The sequence below is a fragment of the Ancylobacter sp. VNQ12 genome (assembly GCF_049445835.1).
GTDB lineage: Bacteria > Pseudomonadota > Alphaproteobacteria > Rhizobiales > Xanthobacteraceae > Ancylobacter.
Genome location: NZ_JBMSDU010000011.1, coordinates 74,770 through 99,328, shown reverse-complemented (window position 1 = coordinate 99,328; position 24,559 = coordinate 74,770). Strand labels below are relative to the sequence as shown.

At 66.1% G+C, this 24,559-nt stretch carries 22 protein-coding genes; 8 read left to right on the top strand and 14 right to left on the bottom strand.

Features of this window, described 5'->3' with window-relative positions; all coding sequences use genetic code 11:
* Positions 1 to 5: 5 nt before the first annotated feature.
* The 3 genes from edd to zwf all read right to left on the bottom strand — a co-directional run bounded on the left by edd (position 6) and on the right by zwf (position 4,299).
* Positions 6 to 1,844, bottom strand: a complete 1,839-nt coding sequence (gene edd / locus ACO2RV_RS15545; RefSeq protein WP_423294559.1) for a phosphogluconate dehydratase — start codon at positions 1,842 to 1,844, stop codon at positions 6 to 8.
* Positions 1,845 to 1,946: 102 nt separating this feature from the next.
* Complete coding sequence (gene pgl / locus ACO2RV_RS15540; protein WP_423294557.1) at positions 1,947 to 2,642, bottom strand: 6-phosphogluconolactonase; 696 nt, start codon at positions 2,640 to 2,642, stop codon at positions 1,947 to 1,949.
* Positions 2,643 to 2,823: 181 nt separating this feature from the next.
* Positions 2,824 to 4,299 carry a glucose-6-phosphate dehydrogenase gene (gene zwf / locus ACO2RV_RS15535; protein ID WP_423294555.1) on the bottom strand — a complete coding sequence of 492 codons (1,476 nt, stop codon included), beginning with the start codon at positions 4,297 to 4,299 and terminating at the stop codon, positions 2,824 to 2,826.
* A 728-nt stretch (positions 4,300 to 5,027) separates the two neighbouring features.
* Between zwf and ACO2RV_RS15530 the strand changes: the two genes are divergently transcribed.
* From ACO2RV_RS15530 to ACO2RV_RS15505, 6 genes are all read left to right on the top strand, one after another.
* A complete protein-coding gene (locus ACO2RV_RS15530) occupies positions 5,028 to 6,038 on the top strand; it encodes a Bug family tripartite tricarboxylate transporter substrate binding protein (protein WP_423294553.1) in 1,011 nt (336 codons plus the stop codon).
* A gap of 301 nt (positions 6,039 to 6,339) precedes the next feature.
* Positions 6,340 to 6,843, top strand: a complete 504-nt coding sequence (locus ACO2RV_RS15525; protein ID WP_423294551.1) for a tripartite tricarboxylate transporter TctB family protein — start codon at positions 6,340 to 6,342, stop codon at positions 6,841 to 6,843.
* 52 nt (positions 6,844 to 6,895) lie between these two features.
* Positions 6,896 to 8,407: a tripartite tricarboxylate transporter permease gene (locus tag ACO2RV_RS15520; RefSeq protein WP_423294549.1), complete on the top strand. Its 1,512-nt coding sequence runs from the start codon at positions 6,896 to 6,898 to the stop codon at positions 8,405 to 8,407.
* A 333-nt stretch (positions 8,408 to 8,740) separates the two neighbouring features.
* Positions 8,741 to 9,475 carry a GntR family transcriptional regulator gene (locus tag ACO2RV_RS15515; protein ID WP_423294547.1) on the top strand — a complete coding sequence of 245 codons (735 nt, stop codon included), beginning with the start codon at positions 8,741 to 8,743 and terminating at the stop codon, positions 9,473 to 9,475.
* Between the two features lie 240 nt (positions 9,476 to 9,715).
* Entirely contained in the window at positions 9,716 to 10,186 is a 471-nt protein-coding gene (locus ACO2RV_RS15510) for a TerB family tellurite resistance protein (protein ID WP_423294545.1), read from the top strand.
* Between the two features lie 96 nt (positions 10,187 to 10,282).
* On the top strand, positions 10,283 to 11,011 hold the full coding sequence (locus ACO2RV_RS15505; protein WP_423294543.1) for a glutamine amidotransferase: 729 nt from the start codon (positions 10,283 to 10,285) through the stop codon (positions 11,009 to 11,011).
* A 255-nt stretch (positions 11,012 to 11,266) separates the two neighbouring features.
* Here ACO2RV_RS15505 and ACO2RV_RS15500 read toward each other — a convergent pair whose 3' ends face one another.
* The 3 genes from ACO2RV_RS15500 to ACO2RV_RS15490 form a co-directional block, all read right to left on the bottom strand.
* Positions 11,267 to 11,725 (bottom strand): MucR family transcriptional regulator, encoded by a 459-nt coding sequence (locus ACO2RV_RS15500; RefSeq protein WP_423294541.1) that lies wholly within the window; start codon positions 11,723 to 11,725, stop codon positions 11,267 to 11,269.
* Positions 11,726 to 12,066: 341 nt separating this feature from the next.
* On the bottom strand, positions 12,067 to 12,729 hold the full coding sequence (locus tag ACO2RV_RS15495; RefSeq protein WP_423294539.1) for a TenA family protein: 663 nt from the start codon (positions 12,727 to 12,729) through the stop codon (positions 12,067 to 12,069).
* Positions 12,730 to 12,843: 114 nt separating this feature from the next.
* A complete protein-coding gene (locus tag ACO2RV_RS15490; protein ID WP_423294537.1) occupies positions 12,844 to 13,635 on the bottom strand; it encodes an SDR family oxidoreductase in 792 nt (263 codons plus the stop codon).
* Positions 13,636 to 13,790: 155 nt separating this feature from the next.
* Here ACO2RV_RS15490 and ACO2RV_RS15485 point away from each other — a divergent pair, with 155 nt between their 5' ends.
* Complete coding sequence (locus ACO2RV_RS15485) at positions 13,791 to 14,279, top strand: HPP family protein (RefSeq protein WP_423294535.1); 489 nt, start codon at positions 13,791 to 13,793, stop codon at positions 14,277 to 14,279.
* A complete protein-coding gene (locus ACO2RV_RS15480) occupies positions 14,279 to 14,875 on the top strand; it encodes a TetR/AcrR family transcriptional regulator (protein WP_423294533.1) in 597 nt (198 codons plus the stop codon). The genes ACO2RV_RS15485 and ACO2RV_RS15480 overlap by 1 nt, the downstream gene beginning before the upstream one ends.
* A gap of 6 nt (positions 14,876 to 14,881) precedes the next feature.
* Here ACO2RV_RS15480 and glpK read toward each other — a convergent pair whose 3' ends face one another.
* From glpK to glpD, 8 genes are all read right to left on the bottom strand, one after another.
* Positions 14,882 to 16,381 (bottom strand): glycerol kinase GlpK, encoded by a 1,500-nt coding sequence (glpK, locus tag ACO2RV_RS15475; RefSeq protein WP_423294531.1) that lies wholly within the window; start codon positions 16,379 to 16,381, stop codon positions 14,882 to 14,884.
* A 141-nt stretch (positions 16,382 to 16,522) separates the two neighbouring features.
* A complete protein-coding gene (locus tag ACO2RV_RS15470; RefSeq protein ID WP_423294529.1) occupies positions 16,523 to 18,277 on the bottom strand; it encodes an ABC transporter substrate-binding protein in 1,755 nt (584 codons plus the stop codon).
* A gap of 54 nt (positions 18,278 to 18,331) precedes the next feature.
* Entirely contained in the window at positions 18,332 to 18,637 is a 306-nt protein-coding gene (locus ACO2RV_RS15465; RefSeq protein ID WP_423294527.1) for a DUF2160 domain-containing protein, read from the bottom strand.
* 10 nt (positions 18,638 to 18,647) lie between these two features.
* Positions 18,648 to 19,457, bottom strand: coding sequence for a carbohydrate ABC transporter permease (locus ACO2RV_RS15460; protein WP_423294525.1), 810 nt, complete (start codon positions 19,455 to 19,457; stop codon positions 18,648 to 18,650).
* Complete coding sequence (locus tag ACO2RV_RS15455; RefSeq protein ID WP_423294523.1) at positions 19,454 to 20,356, bottom strand: carbohydrate ABC transporter permease; 903 nt, start codon at positions 20,354 to 20,356, stop codon at positions 19,454 to 19,456. Before ACO2RV_RS15455 ends, ACO2RV_RS15460 begins: the two co-directional genes overlap by 4 nt.
* A gap of 175 nt (positions 20,357 to 20,531) precedes the next feature.
* Positions 20,532 to 21,635 carry an ABC transporter ATP-binding protein gene (locus tag ACO2RV_RS15450; RefSeq protein WP_423294521.1) on the bottom strand — a complete coding sequence of 368 codons (1,104 nt, stop codon included), beginning with the start codon at positions 21,633 to 21,635 and terminating at the stop codon, positions 20,532 to 20,534.
* 10 nt (positions 21,636 to 21,645) lie between these two features.
* Positions 21,646 to 22,767, bottom strand: coding sequence for an ABC transporter ATP-binding protein (locus ACO2RV_RS15445; protein ID WP_423294519.1), 1,122 nt, complete (start codon positions 22,765 to 22,767; stop codon positions 21,646 to 21,648).
* The gene (gene glpD, locus ACO2RV_RS15440; protein WP_423294517.1) at positions 22,764 to 24,317 is read right to left on the bottom strand and encodes a glycerol-3-phosphate dehydrogenase; all 1,554 of its coding nucleotides are present in this window, start codon (positions 24,315 to 24,317) and stop codon (positions 22,764 to 22,766) included. The genes ACO2RV_RS15445 and glpD overlap by 4 nt, the downstream gene beginning before the upstream one ends.
* Positions 24,318 to 24,559: the final 242 nt, after the last annotated feature.

Genomic DNA, 24,559 nt, shown 5'->3' with positions numbered 1-24,559 from the left:
GCCTCTTACACCGCGAAGATCGTCGCGCCGGTATCCGCGGTGCCGACCGCCGCGCGGAACGAGGCGAACAGCTCGCGGCCGACGCCGACATGCGAGGGCGCGAGATTGGCCGGGGCGGGAGCGCGCTCGGCCCACACTTCCGGATCGACCAGCACGGTCAGCGTGCCGGCCACGGCGTCGAGCCGGATGAGGTCGCCGTCGCGGATCAATGCGATGGCGCCGCCATCGGCGGCTTCCGGGGTGACATGGATGGCGGCGGGCACCTTGCCTGAGGCGCCCGACAGCCGACCATCGGTGACGAGGGCGACCTTGTTGCCGCGATCCTGCAATACGCCGAGCGGCGGCATAAGCTTGTGCAGCTCCGGCATGCCGTTGGCCTTCGGACCCTGGAAGCGCACCACGGCAACGAAGTCGCCCTTGAGATTGCCGGCCTTGAAGGCGGCCTGAAGCTCCTCCTGGCTGTGGAACACGCGGGCGGGCGCCTCGATGATGTGACGCTCGACTGCGATGGCCGAGGTCTTGATGACCGCCTTGCCGAGATCGCCGGAGAGCAGCTTCAAGCCGCCGGTCGCCTGGAACGGCGCCCTGGCGCCACGCAGCACCGCCTCGTCGCCGGAGGCGTCGGTGCCGTTGCGCCAGCTGAGCGAGCCGTCCTCCGCCAGAGCGGGCTCCTGGGTATAGGCATCCAGCCCGCTGCCCCACACCGTCTCGACATCGCGATGAAGCAGGCCCGTGCCGATCAGTTCGCGGATGATGAAGCCCATGCCGCCGGCGGCATGGAAATGGTTCACGTCCGCCTTGCCATTTGGATAGACGCGGCACAGCAGCGGCGTGACGTCGGCCAGCTCGGAGAAGTCGTCCCAGGTCAGCTTGATGCCGGCCGCCGCGGCCATGGCGACGACATGCATGGTGTGATTGGTCGAGCCGCCGGTGGCGTGCAGGCCGACCACGCCGTTGACGAACACCCGCTCGTCCAGCATGCGCCCGACCGGCACATAGTCGTTGCCCAGCGCCGTGATCGACATGGCGCGTTCGGCGGCGGCGGTGGTCAGCGCGTCGCGCAGCGGTGTGTTCGGGTTGACGAAGGAGGCGCCGGGCAGGTGCAGGCCCATGATCTCCATCATCATCTGGTTGGTGTTGGCGGTGCCGTAGAAGGTACAGGTGCCCGGCCCGTGATAGGACTGGCTCTCGGCTTCCAGCAGCGCGTCGCGGCCGACCTTTCCTTCCGCGAAAAGCTGGCGGATCTTCGCCTTCTCGTCATTGGGCAGGCCGGAGGTCATCGGCCCGGCCGGCACGAACACTGCGGGCAGATGGCCGAAGGACAGCGCGCCGATGACGAGGCCGGGCACGATCTTGTCGCAGATGCCGAGAAAGACGGCGGCGTCGAAGGTCTGGTGCGACAGCGCCACGGCGGTGGCGAGCGCGATGACGTCGCGCGAGAACAGCGACAGCTCCATCCCCGCCTCGCCCTGGGTGATGCCGTCGCACATGGCGGGCACGCCGCCGGCGACCTGCGCCACGCCGCCGGCACGGCGCGCCGCCGCGCGGATCAGCTCCGGGTAGTTCTCATAGGGCTGGTGGGCCGAGAGCATGTCGTTATAGGCGGTGACGATGGCGAGGTTGGCGCCGCCGCCTTCACGCAGCATCGACTTGTCGGAGGGGCCGCAGGCGGCGAAGCCGTGCGCCTGGTTGGCGCAGCCGAGCGACTGGCGCACCGGGCGGTTCTGCGCGGCAGCGGCGATGCGTTCGAGATAGCGCTGGCGCGTATCGTAGGAGCGCTTGGCGATGCGGTCCGTGACCTCACCGATGCGGGCGTTCACGCTGGATGGGATGGCGTCGGCCATGCTGCTCTCCCTCGATCAGGTGGTCGGCCGGCAGAGGCCGGTCGTGTCGTGCAAATGGGTCGTGTCGTGCGGCGCCCCGGCGGCACCGTCGTCGGGCGTCGGTTACGGGCACCAATAGATGTCGAGCGGGCGCTCGGCCCGCAGGACGGCGCGGATGGGCATCTCGGTGGCGGGGCCCTCGCCCAATGCCTTCGCCAGCACGGGGCGCTTGGCCGCCCCCTCGATATGGAGCGCCAGCGCGTCGGCGGCCAGCAGCACCGGCAGGGTCAGGGTGATGCGCGGCTCGCCGGCATTCGGCGCCTGCATCGGGATGAGGCCGAGCGTACCGTCCGGATCGAGCGCCTCGTCGAGATGATCGCCGCCGGGGAAGAAGGAGGCCGTGTGACCGTCGTCGCCCATGCCGAGCACCGCGCAGGCGAGCGGCCAGGCAAGGTCTTCCAGCGCCTCGTTCACGGCGAAAAGCCCGGCCTCGGGCGTGGGCGCGTCATTGGCGAGCGGGACGAATCTGGCCGCCGCGGCCTTGCCCTTCAGCAAATGCTGGCGCACGAGGCGGGCATTGGAGCGGTCCGATGTCTCGCGCACCCAGCGCTCGTCGACCAGCGTCACCCCGATCTTCGCCCATGGCAGGTCGCGGGTGGAGAGTTCGTCGAAGAAGCGGGTGGGTGTCCGTCCGCCGGACACGGCAAGGCTCGCCAGACCGTCGCGCGAGACGCGCGCGATCAGCGCCTCGGCGACGAAGTCCGCCAAAGCCTTCGCGACAGCGGCGCTGTCGGCGAGTTCATGCAGCGTATGGGCCACGATTGTCTCCAAACCTCGGCGCAGGGCAGGGCGCCGTTCCAAACGCCGGCGCCTGCCACGCCGTGCCTTCCATTCATTATCGAGACGCGCACAGGCACGTGCCCCCGAAGGATAGGCGCGCCTGCGTCCAACGCCAGACACAGGCGCGTTCATGTGCCGCCGTGCGAAGGATCGGCGCGGACTACGCGCCGTCTTCCAGCCAGGTGCGGCCGTCGCGTTCGATCAGGGCGATGGCGGCGGACGGGCCCCAGGTGCCGGCCGTATACGGGCGTGGCGGTTCCTTGGCGTTGCGCCACGCCTCAAGGATCGGATCGACCCAGCGCCAGGCGGCCTCGACCTCGTCGCGGCGCATGAACAGTGTCTGGTTGCCGCGCACCACGTCGAGCAGCAGGCGCTCGTAGGCATCGGGATTGCGGACCTTGAAGGCCTTGGCGAAGCTCATGTCCAGCGGCACATGGGTGAGGCGGATGCCGCCCGGGCCGGGATCCTTGATCATCAGCCACAGCTTCACGCCCTCATCCGGCTGCAGGCGGATGACCAGCCGGTTCGGCTCCAGCGGTCCGACGGCCTCGCCGAACACCGAATGCGGCACCGGGCGGAACGCCACCACGATTTCCGAGACGCGCGAGGCGAGGCGCTTGCCGGTGCGCAGATAGAACGGCACGCCGGCCCAGCGCCAGTTCTCGACTTCGGCCTTCACGGCGACGAAGGTCTCGGTCTGGCTGCGGGTCGAGCCGAGCTCCTCGAGATAGCCCGGCACCGCGCCGCCTGCCGAGGCGCCGGCGCGATACTGCCCGCGCACGGTGATGGCGGCGACATTGTGCTCGTCGACCGGCTTCAGCGCCCGCAGAACCTTGAGCTTTTCGTCGCGCACCGCGTCGGCGTCGAGCGAGGAGGGCGGCTCCATGGCGACGAGGCAGAGCAGTTGCAGGATGTGGTTCTGCACCATGTCGCGCATGGCGCCGGCGGTGTCGTAATAGCCGGCGCGTTCCTCGACGCCGAGCGCCTCGGCGACGGTGATCTGCACATGGTCGATATGGGCGTTGTTCCACAGCGGCTCGAACAGCGCGTTGGCGAAACGCAGGGCCATCAGGTTCTGGACGGTTTCCTTGCCCAGATAATGGTCGATGCGGTAGACGCGCTCCTCCGGGAAGATGCGTCCGACCTGCTCGTTGAGCGCGAGCGCCGATTTGAGATCCTTGCCGATCGGCTTCTCGATGACGACCCGCCCCTTCTCGGCAAGGCCGTATTTGCCGAGCTTGTCGCAGATCGGGCCAAACAGATGCGGCGCGGTGGCGAGGTAATAGACCGGAATCTTGTCGTCCTGGGCGGAGACGCGGCTCGCCAGCTCGGACCAGCCGGGATCCGTGTCGGCATCGGCCGCGACATAGGACAGCCGCGACAGGAACCGCTCGACCGGCGACCCCTCCAGTTCGCCGGTCGGGATGTGGTCGATCAGTGCCTGGCGGGCGAAGGCCCTGAACTCCTCGTCGCTGAGCGAGCGGCGCGAGACGCCGATGATCGTCGCGTCATCGGGGATCTGTCCGTCGAGATCGCGATGGAACAGCGCGGGAATCAGCTTGCGCCGGGAAAGGTCGCCGGTTGCGCCGAATACGGTCAGCACGAAGGGGGCCACCGGAATCAAGCGGCTGGTCATGGAACGCATTCTCCTCATGTCGCCATGAAACGGACGGTCGGTCCGGCAGACTGCTCCGCCATCACGGCCGTGTTGCGGTCGCGCCCGCTCGCCACCTGCGTCCATACCTAGCAAAAACGATTCCGCAGTGCGATGGCCTGCCCTCAACGATGCCCAACCTCGACAGGGGAGGCGACGCGCCGATGACCCGCGCCGGCCGCAAACCGGCTCCGCTCGCGTGTTGCGTTGCAGCGATATGGCGGAAATGTGGAGGCGGCGGCTCGAAAATCGGGCACTGGGCTGGGGTGTAAAGTATTACAGTCGCCGTCTTCGTCAGTAGAGTCGGAATAGACCCATGGCTTGCGCGGCGCTCGCGACGCCGCTGTCGGACGTGCATGGCGGCTTGGGCATTGGAAAAAAAGCGTTATCTGGCAACGGCTTGATTAATAAGGTATATGAGAACGCATTATTAATTATTACGTATACCAAGAATGGTATGCCAAATACATAATATTGTGAATACGTAATACAAGTTGACGTTGCATTGCAACATTGAACTTTAGAATTAGCGCTTGGCATCGTTCAAATCTTGGTACAACTTATTCCACAGAATATCCGGCGGAGAGACGCAACAAAAACTGCCGGTTATCGAGGCCCCGTCCGGTCGTCAGGCCAGAGACGGTGCCCAACCAAAAAAGCCGACCACAAAGATCGGCAATTCGCCAAACCCTTTGGGAAGGAAACGCCAAATGAAACATATCCACGCGTTCGGTCTTGGCGCGGCAACCGCCCTTGGCATGACGGCCCTGGCCATGCTGCCCGCTTCGGCAGCCTGGCAGCCGAACAAGCCGGTCGAGTTCATCGTGCCGGCCGGCACCGGCGGCGGCGCCGACCAGATGGCCCGCACGCTCCAGGGCATCATCGCCAAGCACGACCTGATGCCGACCCAGCTCGTCGTCATCAACAAGTCGGGCGGCGCCGGCGGCGAGGGCTTCCTCGACGTGAAGAGCAGCAAGGGCAATCCGCACAAGATCGTCATCTCGCTGTCCAACCTGTTCACCACTCCGCTTGCCACCGGCATTCCCTTCAACTGGAAGGATCTGACCCCGGTCGCCATGCTGGCGCTCGACGAATTCGTGCTCTGGGTGAACGCGCAGGAGCCCTACAAGACCGCGGGTGATTATGTCGCCGCGATCAAGGCGGCGCCGGACAACACCTTCAAGATGGGTGGCACCGGCTCCAAGCAGGAAGACCAGATCATCACCGTCGCCTTCGAGAAGGCCGTCGGCAAGAAGATCACCTACATCCCCTACAAGGGCGGCGGCGAAGTGGCGGTGCAGCTCGTCGGCGGGCACATCAATTCGAGCGTGAACAACCCGATCGAGGCCGTCTCGCAGTGGCGCGGCGACAAGGTTCGCCCGCTCTGCGTGTTCGATTCCAAGCAGCTGACCTATACCGACAAGATTCTCGGCGACCAGTCCTGGTCCTCGATCCCGACCTGCAAGTCGGCGGGTGTCGACGTCGAATATCTGATGCTGCGCGGCGTCTTCATGCCCCCGGGCGTGAGCCAGGAGCAGGTCGACTACTTCATCGATCTGTTCAAGCGGGTTCGCGAGACCCCCGAGTGGAAGCAGCTCATGAAGGATGGCGCGTTCAACCAGACCTTCATGTCCGGCGACGAGTTCAAGGCCTGGCTTGACCAGTCCGAGAAGACCCATAAGGGCCTGATGCAGGAAGCTGGCTTCATCGCCGGCAACTGATCCACTGCTCCTCGACGGGCAGGCCCGGCAAACGGGCGGGCCCCGGGGAACCGGCGGGACCAGTGCGTCAGCAGGATTTGGCACGGCCGGCGGATTGTCGGCCGTGCGATCCGCCAGCCGGATTTCGCCCGGCGCGGGAAGGCGGGGATGGCCATGTAGCTTCCCGCCACGCGGCCCGGACGAGACAAGACCAAAACAACTTTAGAGCGAGCTGGCGCGAAGCGTACCGCCGGCGGGCATCGCCCGCTGGACGGTTACTTGCGCGGGTTTGCCTTTGCGCGGAATTTTCGGAGAGATCGTGATGGAACAGGCTCACCATGGGGGCGGCACGGGGCCGAAGCAACGCAGCGTCGAGATCGGCACGGCACTGCTGACCCTGCTGTTCGGCCTTATCGTTATTTACGGAAGCTATCTGGTTGGGGTTGGTTGGGGTTCCGACGGCCCGCAGGCCGGCTTCTTCCCCTTCTATGTCGGACTGATCATCATCGGCTGCAGCCTGATCAATCTGGTGCAGGCCCTGCGTGAGGACGCCAGCGGGCTGTTCGCGGAATGGGGCCAGCTCGGGCAGGTGCTTCGGGTGCTGATCCCCGCGACCATCTATGTCGCTCTGGTGCCTTTCCTCGGCATCTACCTGCCGTCCGTGGTGCTCATCGTGGTGTTCATGACCTGGCTGGGCAAATACGGGCTGCCGCTTTCGCTCGCGGTGGGCTTCGGCGTGCCGGCCTTCTTCTACATCACGCTTGAGCGCTGGTTCCTGATCCCCCTCCCCAAGGGGCCGGTCGAGGCGATGCTCGGACTCTCATGACAGCCAGATAAGGCGGAGCCGGCGGTCAGCCGCTCCCCAGGGGAAAGCGCCCATGGTCGACAATTTCATCAATCTCTATCACGGCTTCTACATCGCCGGCGATCCGTTCAACATCCTCCTGATGGTGGTCGGCATCCTGCTCGGCGTGATCATCGGCGTGCTGCCGGGCCTAGGTGGCGCCAACGGCGTCGCCATCCTGCTGCCGCTCACCTTCTCGATGTCGCCGACCTCGGCGATCATCCTCCTGACCTGCATCTACTGGGGCGCGCTGTTCGGCGGCGCCATCACTTCGGTGCTGTTCAATATTCCGGGTGAGCCGTGGTCGGTGGCCACGACCTTCGACGGCCATCCCATGGCACGCACGGGACGCGCCGGCGAGGCACTGACCGCCGCCTTCACCTCCTCCTTCGTCGGCGCCTTCTTCGCGATCGTGATGATCACCATGATCGCGCCGCTGGTCGCCCAGTTCGCGCTGCAGTTCGGTCCGGCCGAGAAGTTTGCGGTGTATTTCCTCGCCTTTGCCTCCTTCGTCGGCATGAGCAAGGAGCCGCCGGCCAAGACCGTCGTGTCCATGATGATCGGCTTCGCCCTCGCGGCGGTCGGCCTCGACATGGTCACCGGCCAGCTGCGCCTGACCTTCGGCGTCACCGAGTTGCTCAACGGCTTCGACTTCCTCATCGCGGTCATCGGCCTGTTCGGCATCGGCGAGATCCTGCTGACCATGGAGGAAGGTCTGGAGTTCCGCGGCAAGGCGGCGAAGATCGACCCCAAGGTGGTGTGGAAGACCTGGAAGACGCTGCCGCGCTACTGGATGACGTCGCTGCGCTCCTGCGTCATCGGCTGCTGGATGGGCATCACGCCGGCCGGCGCGACGCCCGCCTCCTTCATGGCCTATGGTATCGCCAAGCGGGTGTCGAAGAACGGCAAGAACTTCGGCAATGGCGAGATCGAGGGCGTCATCGCCCCCGAGACCGCCGCCCACGCCGCCGGCACGGCCGCCATGCTGCCCATGCTGGCGCTGGGTGTTCCCGGTTCGCCGACCGCCGCGGTTCTGCTCGGCGGCCTGCTGATCTGGGGTCTGCAACCCGGTCCGATGCTGTTCGTCGAACAGGCCGAGTTCGTGTGGGGCCTCATCGCCTCCATGTATCTGGGCAACATCGTCGGCCTCATCCTCGTGCTGACCACGGTGCCGCTGTTCGCCTCGATCCTGCGCATCCCCTTCTCGATCATCGCCCCGGTGATCCTGGTGATCTGCGCCATCGGTGCCTACACCGTGAACAACAACGTGTTCGACGTGCTGATGATGATGGTGTTCGGCGTCCTCGGCTACCTGCTGAAAAAGACGAACTACCCGCTGGCTCCGCTGGTCCTCGCCATCGTGCTTGGCGACAGCGCCGAGGAAGCCTTCCGCCAGTCGCTGCTCGGTTCGGGCGGCTCGCTGGGGGTGTTCTTCTCGAACGGGCTGGTCTCCACCATCATGGCGCTCGGCTTCATCGCCGGCCTGTGGCCGCTCATCTCTCACCTCATCGGCAAGCTGCGCGGGGCGACCCACCAGCCTGCGTGAGGAGGACTTCCGATACCGCCCGCCGCGCGCGACCCGTGCGGCGGGCTTTTGGCCGAGGGGGAATGACGCGATGTCACCCTCCATCGGCGCCCAGGCGAAGGGCGGGGCCAAGCGCCCTTCCGCCGAATCCCTCGCCCCCGGAGAGGGAGATCGGGCAACCAGCGGCTGGCAGCCTCGTCGCCAGAGCCACGCCAAGAGAAGGTGGCCGGCGAGGAGGCACCTGCCGATTGATCGGGGGGTTCGGGAGGCAACGCCAATGTTCTATGCCCATAACAGGCTTTTCGTCCGATGCGCGGGACTGTCGCCGCGGTCGTGCTTCTCAAGGGAAGCACTATGATGAGCGTCGACAGCACCACCATCCGTAGGGTGAACGGGGGGGCCGCCAAATTGTCGGTGGCGCCGCTCGAGGACACCTCGACCTTCAAGAATCGCGCCTATAGCGCGCTGAAGGAGGTCATCGTCTCGCTCAATATCTATGATCATCCGCAGGAAGTGCGGCTGGACGAGCGCCAGCTGGCGCAGAGCCTCGGGGTCAGCCGCACACCGGTCCGCGAGGCCATGGCGCAGCTGGAGCGCGAGGGCTTCGTCCATTCGGTGCCGCGGCGCGGCATCTATGTCGTGCGCAAGACCAAGCGCGAAGTGATCGAGATGATCCAGGTCTGGGCGGCGCTGGAGAGCCTTGCCGCCCGGCTGATCACGCAGCAGGCAAGTGACGACGAGATTTCCCGGCTGCGCAGCATGTTCGCCTCCTTCGACGAGGGCGACGACGCACCGCACGCCAGGCTGGATGAATATTCCGAGGTGAACATCCAGTTCCACCAGACCATCATCGCCATGGGTGGCAATGGCATTCTCGTCGGCCTCGCCGAGAATCTGTTCACCCATATGCGGATGATCCGCCGCAAGACGATCGGCGAGGAAGATCGGGCCGACCGCTCGATCCAGGACCATCTCGCCATCATCCAGGCGCTCGAGGCGCGCGACACGAGCCTTGCCGAGGCGCTGGTGCGCAACCACGCGCTGGGCCTTGCCGATCATGTGGCGCGCTTCGCCGACTATCTCGAATAAGCGGCCGGGAAGGCCGAGCCGATCCCAGATCTCCTTTCCCGGCGGGTTTCTCGACCCGCCGTTTTTCTTGTTGGGTGCGTAAAGTGTTGCACGGCTGCACTGGACAGCCCCGCAACGCGCCCGATGCCACGCCGGGCGTTGCGTCCCATGGGGCAGATACGCTACGCAAAAATACCGAGTGCCGTTCACTCGCCGTCACAATCGATCTCATCCGCCAGGCCCGCAGGAGAGCCGACCGGCATGCTGCGTACCTTGACCGACTTCATCGCCGAGATCGCCGGGGGCGCGCGCGAAAGCGCTTTTGCCGAGAACGACTACCGTCTCGCGGCCGCCGCGCTTCTCGTGCATGTGGTGACGATCGACGGCGTGATCGGCGCGGACGAGATGGGCAAGCTCCGGCGGCTGCTCGCGGCGCGCTTCAGCCTGGGCGAGAGCGAGGCCGAGAGGCTTCTGGAGGCGGCCATCGCCCGCGATGCCGAGGCGGTCGACCTCTACGCCTTCACCAGCGTCCTCAATCGCGCCCTCGATGATGAGGGCCGTCAGCGCATTGTCGAGATGATGTTCGAGGTCGCCTATGCCGATGGCGGCCTGACCGAGTTCGAGGACAATCTCGTGTGGCGGGCGGCCGAACTGCTGAACGTCAGCACGCGCGATCGCGTCCAGCTTCGCAAGCGCGTGCGCGATTCCTTTGACGGTTCGCCGCTGGATTGAGCCGCGCCTCTTGAAGGAAGGGGCGGGCTGGCGTCATCCTTGCTTGGTCGTGGCGGGCGAATCGCCCGCCTGTCACCCAACCGCGTGCCGGAGACTATGCCGCATCCCGTGCTGATCGTGCTTCACCAGGAGCATTCATCCCCCGGCAGGATCGGGCGGTTGCTGGCCGAGCGTGGCCACCGCCTCGACATACGCCGTCCCTGTCTGGGCGAGCGGCTGCCGGCGACGCTGGCAGGCCATGCCGGCGCGATCATCTTCGGCGGACCGCAGAGCGCGAATGACTGTCACGAATATGTGCGCGCGGAGATCGACTGGATCCGCGTGCCCCTGAGCGAAGGCAAACCCTATCTGGGAATTTGCCTCGGCGCGCAGATGCTGGCGCGCCATCTCGGCGCCGGCGTGGCGCCGCATCCCGAAGGGCTGGTGGAGATCGGATACTACCCGATCCAGGCGACGCAGGCGGGGGTGGAACTCCTTGCCGATGGCGGCCATGAGCCGCCGCCCTGGCCCGATCACGTCTATCACTGGCACCGGGAGGGCTTCTCGTTGGCAGCGGGTGCCGAGTTGCTGGCGCGCGGCGATTCTTTTCCCAATCAGGCGTTCCGCTATGGGCCGAATGCCTTCGGCATCCAGTTCCATCCGGAGGTCACGCATCACATGATGTGTCGCTGGACGGTGATCGGGGAGGAACGGATGGACCAGCCGGGCGCGCGCCCGCGTCGGGCGCATTTTCTCGACCGCTTGCAGCATGACGGGCGGATTCGCCAGTGGCTGGACGTATTCCTCGACCGCTGGCTGGCAACCGATCGCACGGCCACGGCTTGAGGCGGAACGCGGTCGTCGCCGCCTGCGTGGGGCGCCGTCGTGGGAGGCCGAACGCGGTCACGCCCGGTATGCGGGCCACCCGCCCTATCGCTGGAGCATCATCAGGGCTCGCGTGAGCATAAATACCAACGGCACGGTTCCCCGCTTTCCGGAAAACCGTGCCGTGGCGCTGGCAATACATGCAGGCAAACAACAATGGCGGACAGCCAGAGATGCTGCGTCCGTTCGGCCGAGAGAAAGCCGAACGGCGAAAGATCACGCGACCTTCTTGCGACCGCGCGGCTTGGGGGCCGGGACGACCGGCTTCTTGCGCTGCTGGCCGAGGCCCATCTTCTTCGCGAGGTTCGAGCGCGCCTCAGCATAGCTGGGGGCAACCATCGGATAGTCGTTGGGCAGACCCCACTTCGCCCGATATTCCTCGGGCGTCATGTTGTACTTGGTGCGAAGGTGGCGCTTGAGCGACTTGAATTTCAAGCCATCCTCAAGGCAGATGATATATTCGGGCGTCACCGATTTCTTGACCGGGACGGCAGGCTTCAGAACCTCTTCTACCACCACCGGAGCCGGGGCGGAGAGCTGAAGCAGAGCCGCATGCACCTTCGCGATGAGGTCGGGAAGCTCTGTAGCGGGAACTGAATTATTGCCGACGAACGCGGCAACGACGTCGGCGGTAAGGCCGAGATAGTCGACAGGCGAGCTATCCTGTTCAGACATTTATTTTCTCCATCACGAGTGCGAATCGGTTTAACATCATTCAAGCTGAGGTCAATAAGTAATCAAGAAAATATGACGCAGATGGCAAGCTAAAGCTGACAGGCAGAGCATCGTTCTGGGTTTGCCGCGCTGCTCGCGGGAGTTGAGCGGTTGTATGCGGTGTTCCAATGCTGTGTCAGAATATTTCTCGCGGGTTGCTTTTTGTAACGATGCAGGCTCTTCCTATGCTACGCATAGGAAGAGGTAATCGTAGTTGACGCGCCGATTGTTGAATCGTTCGCATGCAGACATCTCCTTCCTGAAATACCACCGCCTCGGCGCTTTCGCCGACTTGCCGACAATCAGCTGTAAATGTGATCGAAGAAGGCGCGTTCCAGCGCCACGGCGCGGCGGAAAAATGTCGCTGCCGATATCCGGCAGGACTCGTCGGCGATGGCGCCGACACGGTCGAGTTCTCCGCGCAGCCATGTCACGAAACCGCGGAAGCCGTCATTATTGTGCAGCGTGATCCATTCGGCGTGAACGAAGTTCGCCGGGAGCGGCGCGGAGGGGCGGTCCGCCCAGTCAAGATAGAGCCACTCGGCCACGGCGAGCACCGCGAGGCAGCTGGCATAGTCGCCTGTTGCGGCGGCGTCGCGCATCAGCGTCTGGAAGCCGGCGGTCGGCGCGGTGATGGCGGGATGGGCGCGCTCGGCTTCGGGCACGCCGAGGGCGTCGAAGGCGCGCAGGAAATAGGTGTTCTCGTCACTGGTGATCATCGCCGCGAACTGCGCAAAACGGATGCGCGACTCGAAGCGGTCGGCCGTGGCGATGGCCATGCCGATCAGGGCGACGAAGCCGTCGACGAACTGGTAGTCCTGCGTCAGGTAGCGGCGCATGACGTCGGCGGGAACCGCGCCGCGAAAGATCTCGTCGATGAAGCGATGGTTCCTTGCCGCGTTCCAGTCTTCGGCATTCTCGGCGCGCAGTCTTTCGCTGAAGGCCATGTCCGCAGGATTTGCCATGTCTTCCTTCCCTCGCCCTTTCCGTTTCAGGCGATTTTGCCCGACGGACAAGGGCTCTAACGGGAGGAGAGGGCGGCGTCGAGGCTGCCGGCCAGTCAATTGACGGCGCAGCGTCTACATTCGGATCGTCTGGCCGCCGTCGACAACCAGAACGTGTCCATTGACGAAGGAGGCTTCGTCCGACGCCAGGAACACTGCCGCCGGCCCGATCTCCTGCGGTCGACCCCACCGGCCGAGCGGCACGCGTATGTCGACAAAGGCGGAGAATTCGGCGTCACGCACGAGTGTTTCGTTGGTCTGCGTGGCAAACATGCCCGGCGCGATGGCGTTGCTGGTGATGCCCAGGCGGGCATAGTCGACCGCCAGAGCGCGCATCAGCCCGGTCAGGCCAGCCTTGGCGGCGGTGTAGACCGGGTCATGGCGATTGGCGACATGCCCGGCGATCGATGTCACCATGATGAGGCGCCCGTGCCGGTGGCGGGCCATTATCTCGGCCGCCTCGCGCGCCAGCAATGTGGGGGCGACCAGGTCGGTGGCGATGAGGGCGCCGGCTTCCTCCGGGGTGAAATCCTTCAGCGGGCGGCGGTCGCGTGCGCCGACATTGTTGACGAGAATGTCGAGCCGACCGAAGCGATCGGCGATGCCGGCTATCGCCTCGCGTCCGGCCCCAAAATCCGCCACGTCGAAGGCGCTGATACCCACCTCGCGCCCCGTCGCCGCCCGGATCGCCTCCGCGGCGGCGGCGAGGCGTCCCGCGTCGCGACCGTTGATCACCACGTCGGCGCCGGCCGCGGCGAGCGACTGCGCCATTTCGAAGCCGAGCCCGCGGCCGGCACCGGTAACCAGCGCCGAGCGCCCTTCGAGGGAAAAGGGCGGGCGGCTGGGAGTGTGCGGAGGCTGATTCATGAAATCGTTCCATGCCGGAGACGAGAGGGGCGATGTTCTCGCCCGTTTTCGCCGCGAGGGCCACCCGATTCCATGGTTCGCCGCAGGACGGGGCTTTGACAACCATGTCGAAATCACTGTACCAGTAGGTACAGATAAAACCAATCGGTACAATCATGCGCCACTATCTCCACCGTCACCAGCCGCCCCACAAGCTTCACCACGCCGTGCTTGCCGGCATCGGCGCCATCGTCGCCATCGGCGTCACCGGGGCACTGAGTTTCCATGCAGGAGCGCCGCTGCTCATCGCCCCCTTCGGTGCGAGTGCGGTGTTGCTGTTCTCCGTACCGACCAGTCCGCTGTCGCAGCCGATGAATGTCGTCGGCGGCCACGTCGTGGCCACTGCAGTGGCGCTGGCGTTGCACCTCGTGCTGCCGGGGACCTGGTGGGCGGCGGCGATCGGGGTCGGGGCCGCCATCTCGCTGATGGCGCTGCTGCGCGTGACCCATCCGCCGGCGGGCGCGGACCCGCTGCTGGTCTTCGCCTCCGATCCCGGATGGAGCTTCCTCGGCATGCCGGTCGCGGCCGGAGCTCTCGCCATGGTGATCATTGCGGCGTCGTTCCACCGCGCCACCGGCACGACCTATCCGCTGCGGGCACCCTGATGGCACGTCTTGTCGCCGAGCGTTCCGATATCGTTCCGGTGCTTGGCGAACTGTTCCGTGCGCATGGATATCAGGGCACCAGCCTTTCCCTCATCAGCGAGCGGACCGGGCTGGGCAAGGGCAGCCTCTACCATTTCTTTCCCGGCGGTAAGGAGGAAATGGCGCAGGCCGTGCTGGCCGAGATCGACGGCTGGTTCGAGCAGCAGATCTTCGCCCCGCTGCGCCAAGGTGCAGCGCAGGGAGACAGGGACGCCAGCATCGCCGGCATGTTCGATGCGGTCGACGCCTATTTCCGTTCCGGCCGGCGCGCCTGCCTCGTCGGCGCCTTCGCGCTGGGCCAGGTGCGCGAGCGTTTCGCGGTCGTCATCGACGGCTATTTCCAGCGCTGGCAAACGGCGCTGGCGGCGGCGCTGATGCGCGCCGGCCGGTCGGGGCGAGAGGCAGAGGCCCTCGCCGAGGAAATCCTGGCGGGCATCCAGGGCGGTATCGTGCTCGCGCATGCGCGCGACGATGCCGAGGTGTTCCGCCGCACCTTGGCGCGGCTGCGGGCCCGCTGCGACGTCGCTCACGTGCCCGGGCCGTCCGGAGGCCGGTGAGACTGTTCAGGGCATGGTGAGCCGGCGCATGGCATCGCGCCAGCCGGACAGCTTGCGCTCGCGGGTCGGCCTGGACATGGACGGGGTGAAGCGGTGGTCGAGCCGCCAGCGATCCGCGAAGTGCTCGGGTGCCGGCATGACGCCGGCCTGTAGGCCGGCGAGATAGGCGGCGCCGAGCGCCGTGGTCTCGCGCACAACGGGCCGGTCGACCGGCGCGGCGAGCAGGTCGGCGAGCCGCTGCATGGCGAAGTTCGACGCGGTCATGCCGCCATCGACCCGCAGTACCGTGGCCGCGTTGCCGGCGCCGGCGCGTTTCCAGTCCGCGTGCATCGCGTCGATGAGATCGACCGTCTGGTAGCAGACGCTCTCCAGCGTCGCGAGGGCGATTTCGGCACGCGAGGTCGCCCGCGTCAGGCCGAACATGGCGCCGCGCACGTCCGGATTCCAATAGGGCGCGCCGAGCCCGACGAAGGCCGGCACGAGATAGACCTGCTGCGCCGGGTCGGCACTCTCGGCGAGCGCTTCGCTCTCGGCGGAGGTCTCGATGATCTTCAGGCCGTCGCGCAGCCATTGCACGGCGGCGCCGGCCACGAAGATCGACCCTTCCAGCGCATAGGTCCGCTTGCCGGCGAGCTGGTAGGCGATGGTGGTGAGCAGGCGATTGCCGGAGGCGACGGCCTGCGGGCCGGTATTGATCAGCGCGAAGCAGCCGGTGCCGTAGGTCGACTTGATCATGCCCGGCTCGAAGCAGGCCTGGCCGACGGTGGCCGCCTGCTGATCGCCGGCGATGCCGCCGATGGCGACCGGCCCGCCGAAGAGGCCGGCTTCGGCCGTACCGAAATCGGCGGAGGAATCCTTGACCTCGGGCAACAGCGAGCGCGGCACGCGCAGGAGCGCGAGCAGGTCCTCGTCCCACATCCCGGTGTGGATGTTGAACAGCAGCGTGCGTGCGGCGTTGGTGGCGTCGGTCGCGTGGACCTTTCCGCCGGTGAGCTTCCACAGCAGCCAGGAATCGACGGTGCCGAAGGCGAGTTCGCCGCGCTCGGCGCGGGCGCGGGCGCCGGGCACATGGTCGAGGATCCAGGCGATCTTGGTGCCGGAGAAATAGGGGTCGAGAATGAGGCCGGTTCGCTCGGTGACCAGTGGCTCATGGCCTTCGGCCCGCAGCTGGGCGCAGCGTTCGGCGGTGCGCCGGTCCTGCCAGACGATGGCGCGGTAGATGGCCGCTCCCGTCGAGCGGTCCCAGACGACGGTGGTCTCGCGCTGGTTGGTGATGCCGATGGCGGCGATGTCGGCGGCCTTGGCGCCGGCCTTCTCTATCGCCTCGCGGCAGGTGGCGAGCGTGGTGCGCCACAGATCCTCTGCCTCGTGCTCGACCCAGCCGGAGGCCGGAAAATGCTGGGGAAATTCCTGCTGCGCCTGCGCCGCGATGGTCGTGTCGGGCCGGAACAGGATGGCGCGGGACGAGGTCGTGCCCTGGTCGATGGCGAGGAGATAGGTGGTCAAGCAGAACCCTCACGGACAAAGCGCGATCCCGGAACGGCGGCAGGACCATAGCCGGGATCGCCAGCCATATGTATCAGGCGATCCCGGATCGCGCTCGCGCGCGTCCGGGATGCCGTTTTACGGAGCGGGTGCTCGTTTGGTCTACTTCTGCGGCGGGGTCGCCGGCCAGGACTTGATCAGCGTGTCGTAGTCGATGGTCTCGCCCTGCGGCTTCTCATTGGCGAGCTTGGGCTGCGGCGCGAGGTTGCCCTCCTTCTTGGCAAGCTCCACCCAGTACTCCATCGGGTGCTTGGCGTTCAGCTTCGGCCCGCAGTCACCCTGCACGCCGGAACGCTCGAGACGCTCCATCACCGATTCCTGCGCCGCCGCGAGGCTGTCCATCGCCGCTTGCGGGGTCTTGGCGCCGGAGGAGGCGTCGCCGATGTTCTGCCACCACAGCTGGGCGAGCTTGGGGTAGTCCGGCACGTTCGAGCCGGTCGGCGACCACTGCACGCGGGCCGGCGAGCGGTAGAACTCGACGAGGCCGCCGAGCTTGGGCGCGCGCTCGGTCATGGCGGGCGACCAGATGTCGCTCTCGCGGATGAAGGTGAGGCCGACCATGCTCTTCTTCAGCGAGACGGTCTTGGACGTCACGAACTGGGCGTAGAGCCAGGCCGCCTTGCGGCGATCCACCGGGGTCGACTTCAGCAGCGTCCAGGAACCCACGTCCTGGTAGCCGAGCTTCATGCCGTCCTTCCAGTAGGCGCCCTTCGGCGAGGGAGCCATGCGCCACTTGGGCGTGCCGTCGGCGTTCATCACCGGCAGGCCGGGCTTCACCATGTCGGCGGTGAAGGCGGTGTACCAGAACATCTGCTGGGCGATGTTGCCCTGCGCCGGGACCGGGCCGGCCTCGGAGAAGGTCATGCCGAGCGCCTGCGGCGGCGTGTACTTCTTCAGCCACTCGATATACTTGACGATGGAATAGACGGCCGCCGGGCCGTTGGTGTCGCCGCCGCGCTCGACGGAGGAGCCGACCGGGCGGCAGCCTTCCATGCGGATGCCCCATTCGTCGACCGGCTTGCCGTTCGGTAGGCCGCGATCGCCGTTGCCGGCCATGGAGAGCCACGCATCGGTGAAGCGCCAGCCGAGCGAGGGGTCCTTCTTGCCGTAGTCCATGTTGCCATAGACCTTGGTGCCGTTGATCTCCTTCACGTCGTTGGTGAAGAAATCGGCGATGTCCTCATAGGCCGACCAGTTCAGCGGCACGCCGAGATCGTAGCCATACTTGGCCTTGAACCTGGCCTTGTAGTCCGGGTTGGTGAACCAGTCGTAGCGGAACCAGTAGAGGTTGGCGAACTGCTGGTCGGGCAGCTGGTAGAGCTTGCCGTCCGGCGCGGTGGTGAAGGACAGGCCGATGAAGTCCTTGAGGTCGAGCGTCGGCGAGGTGACGTCCTTGCCCTCGCCCGCCATCCAGTCGGTCAGAGGCACGGCCTGCTTGTAGCGGAAATGGGTGCCGATGAGGTCGGAATCGTTCACCCACGCATCGTAGATGTTCTTGCCCGACTGCATCTGCGTCTGGATCTTCTCGACGACATCGCCCTCCTGGATGAGGTCGTGCGTGAGCTTGATCCCGGTGATCTCGGAGAACGCCTTGGCGAGGGTCTTCGCCTCATATTCATGCGTGGTGATGGTTTCGGAGACGACGTTGATCTCCATGCCCTTGAAGGGCTCGGCCGCCTTGATGAACCACTCCAGCTCCTTCATCTGCTCGTCCTTGGAGAGCGTGGAAGGCTGGAATTCGCTGTCGATCCATTTCTTGGCGGCGGCCTCGTCCGCGCGTACCGGCGCGGAGAAGGCGAACAGGGCCGCGGCACTCGCGGCGAGCAAGTAGCGTGTACGGCGTCGTGACGGCAACATTGGTCATTCCTCCCGTTTCTTCCCAGTAGCCGCGGCCTGCCGCCGCGTGCGAATTCACACGAGGCGGAACACCGCCAGTGCGTAGACAAGGCAGAGCGCGAGCGCCCAGCCGAGTTCGGGTCCCACCAGGCCAAGCCAGGCGAGATTGATGAAGGCGCTGCCGAGCAGCGTGATGAACAGCCGGTCGCCGCGCGTGGTGGGGATGCCGAGCACGCCGACGCGGGCGCGCTCCGGCCGCCACAGGGCCAGCACGGTGAACACGGTCAGCAGGCTGGCGATGACGGCGAAGAACAGCGCGGTCTGCCAGGTCCAGGCCATCCAGGCGGTGTTCTCGGCGAGGCGGGTGGTGAAATCCTCCATCGGAACCTCCTCACACCCGCCCGAGGGCGAAGCCCTTGGCGATGTAGTTGCGCACGAACCAGATGACGAGCGCGCCGGGAATGATGGTGAGCACCCCGGCGGCGGCGAGCAGTCCCCAGTCCATGCCGGCGGCGGAGACGGTGCGGGTCATGGTGACGGCGATGGGCTTGGCGTTGGTGGCGGTCAGCGTGCGCGCCAGCAGCAGCTCCACCCAGGAGAACATGAAGCAGAAGAACGCCGCCACGCCGATGCCCGAGGCGATCAGCGGCATGAAGATCTTCACGAAGAAGCGCGGGAAGGAATAGCCGTCGATCGCCGCCGTCTCGTCGATCTCGCGCGGCACGCCGGACATGAAGCCTTCCAGGATCCACACGGCGAGCGGCACGTTGAACAGGCAATGCGCCAGCGCCACGGCCCAGGGCGTGTCAAACAGGCCGATGGCCGAATAAAGATTGAAGAAGGGCAGGGCGAACACCGCGGGCGGCGCCATGCGGTTCGACAGCAGCCAGAAGAACAGGTGCTTGTCACCCACGAAGGTGTAGCGCGAGAAGGCGTAGGCCGCGGGCAAGGCGAGGCTGATCGAGATGATGGTGTTGAGCACCACATAGGTCAGCGAGTTGATGTAGCCGGTGTACCAGCTGGCATCGGTGAAGATCTTTATGTAGTGCTCGAACGTGACCTCACGCGGCCACAGCGAGACCGTGGTGTTGATCTCGAAATTCGTCTTCAGGCTCATATTGACGAGCCAGTAGATCGGCAGCAGTAGAAAGATCAGGTACAGCACCATCACGAAGGTGCCGGTGCGCGAGGACTGGTTCATGCCGGCTCTCCCCGGTCCGCGCGCTCGCTGCCGGCATGGGTCATCACGGTGTAGAAGACCCAGCACACGGCGAGCACGACGAGGTTGTAAACCAGGCTCATCGCCGCTGCCTTGCCGAGGTCGAACTGGCCCAGCGCGAGTTTCACGAGGTCGATGGACAGGAAGGTGGTGGCGTTGCCGGGCCCGCCGCCGGTCAGCACGAAAGGCTCGGTGTAGATCATGAAGCTGTCCATGAAGCGCAGCAGCACCGCGATCAGCAGCACGCGCTTCATCTTCGGCAGCTGGATGGTGGTGAAGATCGCCCAGCGCGAGGCCCCGTCGATCCGCGCGGCCTGGTAATAGGCGTCGGGGATCGACTTCAGGCCGGCATAGCAGAGCAGCGCGACGAGGCTGGTCCAGTGCCAGACATCCATCACCACGATGGTGATCCAGGCGGCGATGGGATCGCCGGTGTAATTATAGTCGATGCCGAGCCAGTTCAGCCCGTAGCCGGCAAGGCCGATATCGGCGCGGGCGAAGACCTGCCAGATGGTGCCGACGACATTCCATGGGATCAGCAGCGGCAGCGCCATGACGACCAGCGTCGCCGCCACCTTCCAGCCCTCGCGCGGCATGGACAGCGCGACGAGGATGCCGAGCGGCACCTCGATGGCGAGGATGACGGCGGAGAAGAACAGGTTGCGCCACAGCGCATCGAAGAACCGGCCGCCGAGCTCCGTCGAGGGGTCGAGCAGCTCCTGGAACCAGCCGAGGCCGTTCCAGAAGAACTGGTTGTTGCCGAAGGTGTCCTGAACGGAATAGTTCACCACCGTCATGATCGGCACGATGGCCGAGAAGGCGACGATGGCGAAAACCGGCGCGACCAGCCACCAGGCGCGGTTGTTGATGGGCTTTTCCATCAGAAGGGCCCCTCTTTCTGCTCCCTCTCCCCCAGGGGGAGAAGGGTGGGGTGAGGGGGAAGCACGCGAATGAGGACGAAGCGGCCGCCCCCCTCACCCGGATGGCTACGCCATCCGACCTCTCCCCCTCGGGGAGAGGTGGAAGAACAGATGGCGCGCAAGAGAAATTCGCCCATCACGCCTCTCCCGTGGGAAGCACAGGTTCGCCCGGCACCAGCACGCCGCCGGCATAGATGTGGATCTGCCGGGGATCGAGCCGCAGGCCGGCCGTGTCGCCGTCGAGGGCGAGCCCTTCCGGGATCATCGCCGCCGCCGGCTGTCCGGCGATCTCGATGCGGGCGATGCGGGCGCGGCCGATGTCGTCGATCCGCTTCACTGTCACCGGCAGGCCGGTGCCCGCGCGTGCAAGCGTGGCGAATTCCGGCCGCACGCCGAGTTCGATCCGCTCCGTGGTGGGCAGGTCGGGATAGGCGCGGGCGAGCGCGACGGCCACGTTGCCGATATGGGCGGTGCGCCCTTCGACACGGGCCGGCAGCACGTTCATGCCGGGCGAGCCGATGAAATGGCCGACGAAAGTGTGCGCCGGCCGCTCGAACAGTTCTTCCGGGGTGCCGGTCTGCACCACGGCGCCGTCATGCATCACCACCACCGTGTCGGCGAAGGTCAGCGCCTCGGTCTGGTCGTGGGTGACGTAGATCATGGTGAGATCGAGCGAGCGGTGCAGTTCCTTCAGCGTCGAGCGCAACTGCCACTTCAGATGCGGGTCGATGACGGTGAGCGGCTCGTCGAACAGGATGGCGGCGACGTCGGAGCGCACGAGGCCGCGCCCGAGCGAGATTTTCTGCTTGGCGTCGGCGGTGAGGTTCGAGGCCTTGCGGTCCAGCACGGACGTCATATTGAGTCGGCTGGCGATCTCCTCGACGCGCCGGGTGATCTCGTCGCGCGGCATACGCCGGTTCTTCAAGGGGAAGGCGAGGTTCTCGCGCACCGTCATGGTGTCGTAGACCACCGGGAACTGGAAGACCTGCGCGATGTTGCGGTCCTCGGTCGGCAGGTTGGTCACGTCGCGTCCGTCGAACAGGATGCGCCCACGCGTCGGCACCACCAGCCCGGAGATGATGTTGAGCAGCGTGGTCTTGCCGCAGCCGGACGGCCCCAGCAGCGCATAGGCGCCGCCCTGCCGCCAGACATGGTTGATCTCCTTCAGCGCATAATCCTGCGGCCCACGCGGATCGGGGCGGTAGGCGTGAGCGAGACCGTCGAGTGTGATGCTGGCCATCGCGCCCTCCTCAACCGACCGCTGCGCGGGACACGGCCGCGCCTTCGCCGATGCTGCGCCCATCGGCGTCGAACAGCAGGATGTGGCGCGGATCGATCAGCACCTCGACCGGCGCCTCCGGCTCCAGGCGGCGCACGCCCGGCACCAGCGCGGTCAGCCGCTCGGATCCCATGTCCATGTGCAGGAAGCTCTCCGACCCCGTGACTTCGGTGACGGCGACGACGGCGCCGAGCCGGATCAGCCCCGATCCCTGCGCGGTCTTCTCGGCATAAGCCACCGTCTCGACCTGGAGGTGGTGCGCCCGCACGCCGATCGTGTAGGCGCCGTCCGGCACGTTCGCCAGAAGGCCGGTCGCCGGCACCACCGCTCCGCTCTCCAGCAGCGCCACATTGCCCGATTTGGTGACGCGCAGCGTGTTGAGCGGCGGATCCGAAAACACCCGCGCGGTGTCGAGATCCGCCGGGTGCCGGTAGACGCCGGCGGTCGGGCCGAACTGGGTGAGCCTGCCTTGCATCAGCGTCGCCGTGTTGCCACCGAGCAGCAGCGCCTCGGTCGGCTCGGTCGTCGCATAGACGAACACCGCCCCGGTCGAGGCGAAGATGCGCGGCAGTTCCTCGCGCAGTTCCTCACGCAGCTTGTAGTCGAGATTGGCCAGCGGCTCGTCGAGCAGCACGAGACTGGCGCGCTTGACCAGGGCGCGGGCGATGGCCGTGCGCTGCTGCTGGCCGCCGGACAGCGCCAGCGGCTGGCGCTCCAGATAAGGCTCCAGCTTCATGAGCCGCGCCGCCTCGGTCACCCGCGCCTCGATCTCGGCCCGCGGCAGGCGCTGGATGCGCAGCGGCGAGGCGATGTTCTCGTAGACGCTGAGTGAGGGGTAGTTGATGAACTGCTGGTAGACCATGGCGACGGAGCGCTTCTTCACCGGCATGCCGGTGACATCCTGTCCATCGACCAGCACCTGGCCGGAGGTCGGCGCGTCGAGCCCTGCCATCAGGCGCATCAGGCTGGTCTTGCCGGCGAGCGTCGCGCCGAGCAGCACATTCAGGCTGCCATTCTCCAGCCGCAGCGAAACGTCGCTTATGTGGGGTATGCCGTTGACGGTCCGACCGAGACTGCGCAGTTCCAGCGTCATCGCGCGGCTCCGCTTCTGTCGGCCGCGGGGTTCAAGCGATAGGGTACGTGCATCAGCATGAAGGCATCCAGCGCGTCGATTTCCTCGCGCGTGAAACGAAGGCCGAGCTTTGAGCGACGCCAGAGCACGTCCTCGGCCGTGCGCGCCCACTCCTCGCGTATTAGATAACGAACCTCGGCCTCTGTCAGGTCGGCCCCGAAGACGCGGCCGAGATCGGCGGCGCTGCGCGCGCTGTCGAGCAGCCGCAGGGCGCGAGTGCCGTAGGCGATGACGAGGCGATGCGCCAGCGTCTCGTTGAGCCAGGGATGCGCGCGCTTCACCTGCGCGACGATGCGCGGCTGGTCGTGCACGGCGAAGTCGCCGCCGGGCAGCGGCTCGGTGCCGGTCCAGGAGGGCTTCGCCGCTGCCGGCAGGAAGGGCGCGAGTTTTTGCAGCGCGTGCTCGGCGAGGCGGCGATAGGTGGTGATCTTGCCGCCGAAGACCGAGAGCATCGGCGGCTGGCCTTCCGCCTCTTCCATCTCCAGCACGTAGTCGCGGGTGGCTTCCTGCGCCTTGGAGGCGCCGTCGTCATAGAGCGGGCGCACGCCGGAATAGGTCCACACCACTTGTTCCGGCGTCACCGGGGCCTTGAAATATTCGCTCGCCGCCGCGCAGAGATAGGAGATTTCCTCCGGGCTCGCCTTCACCTCGTGCGGCGCGCCCTTGTAGTCGCGGTCGGTGGTGCCGATCAGGGTGAAGTCGCGCTCATAGGGAATGGCGAAGATGATGCGCCCGTCGGCATTCTGGAAAATGTAGGCGCGGTCGTGATCGTAGAGCTTGCGCACGACGATGTGGCTGCCTTGCACGAGGCGGACATTAGCCGGCGAATTGACCCGCACGACATGCGCGAGAACCTCATGCACCCAGGGGCCGGCGGCATTCACCAGCACCTTGGCGCGAACGCTGGTGCGTTCGCCGTCCTGCTCGATGTCGACCTGCCAGTGATCGGCGGCGCGCGTCGCGCCGATGACGCGGCTGCGCGGGCGGATATCGGCGCCGCGCTCGGCGGCATCGAGCGCGTTCAGCACGACGAGGCGGCTGTCCTCGACCCAGCAGTCGGAATACTCAAAAGCCCGATGGTAGCCGGCGCGCAGCGGTGCGCCGGCGGCATCGCGGGCGAGATCCAGCGTGCGGGTGGCGGGGAGCAGCTTGCGCCCGCCGAGATGGTCGTAGAGGAACAGGCCGAGCCGCAGCAGCCAGGCCGGGCGCAGGCCCTTATGGTGCGGCAGCACGAAGCGCAGCGGGCGAATGATGTGCGGAGCAATGGCCCACAGCACCTCGCGCTCCATCAGCGCCTCGCGCACCAGCCGGAACTCGTAATGTTCGAGATAGCGCAGCCCGCCATGGATCAGCTTGGTCGAGGCCGACGAGGTCGCCCCGGCGAAGTCGCCCTGTTCGAAGAGAACAACGGAAATCCCGCGCCCGGCCGCGTCGCGGGCGATGCCGCAGCCATTCACGCCGCCGCCGATGATGGCGAGGTCATAGGTCTCGTCCAGCGCGCGAGCTGCCACCTGACGTCTCTCCCGGAGTACGCGCCTCGTTACGCAGGGCGCGCTTTCGCTTTTATCTTCATCTTGACGCTATATGAAACATGAAAGGCCGGCAACAGTCATAAAGTGAAAGATACGAACCTTCGTTTAGGTGCGGCGCAGCAAGGCCCCCGGTCGTGACCGGCGGCCGGATGTGCTTGCGAGATCGGGTTTTTGCGGGTGTCCGAGGCCGGTATTCGCCGGGCCGGGAGAGCATCCCGCGA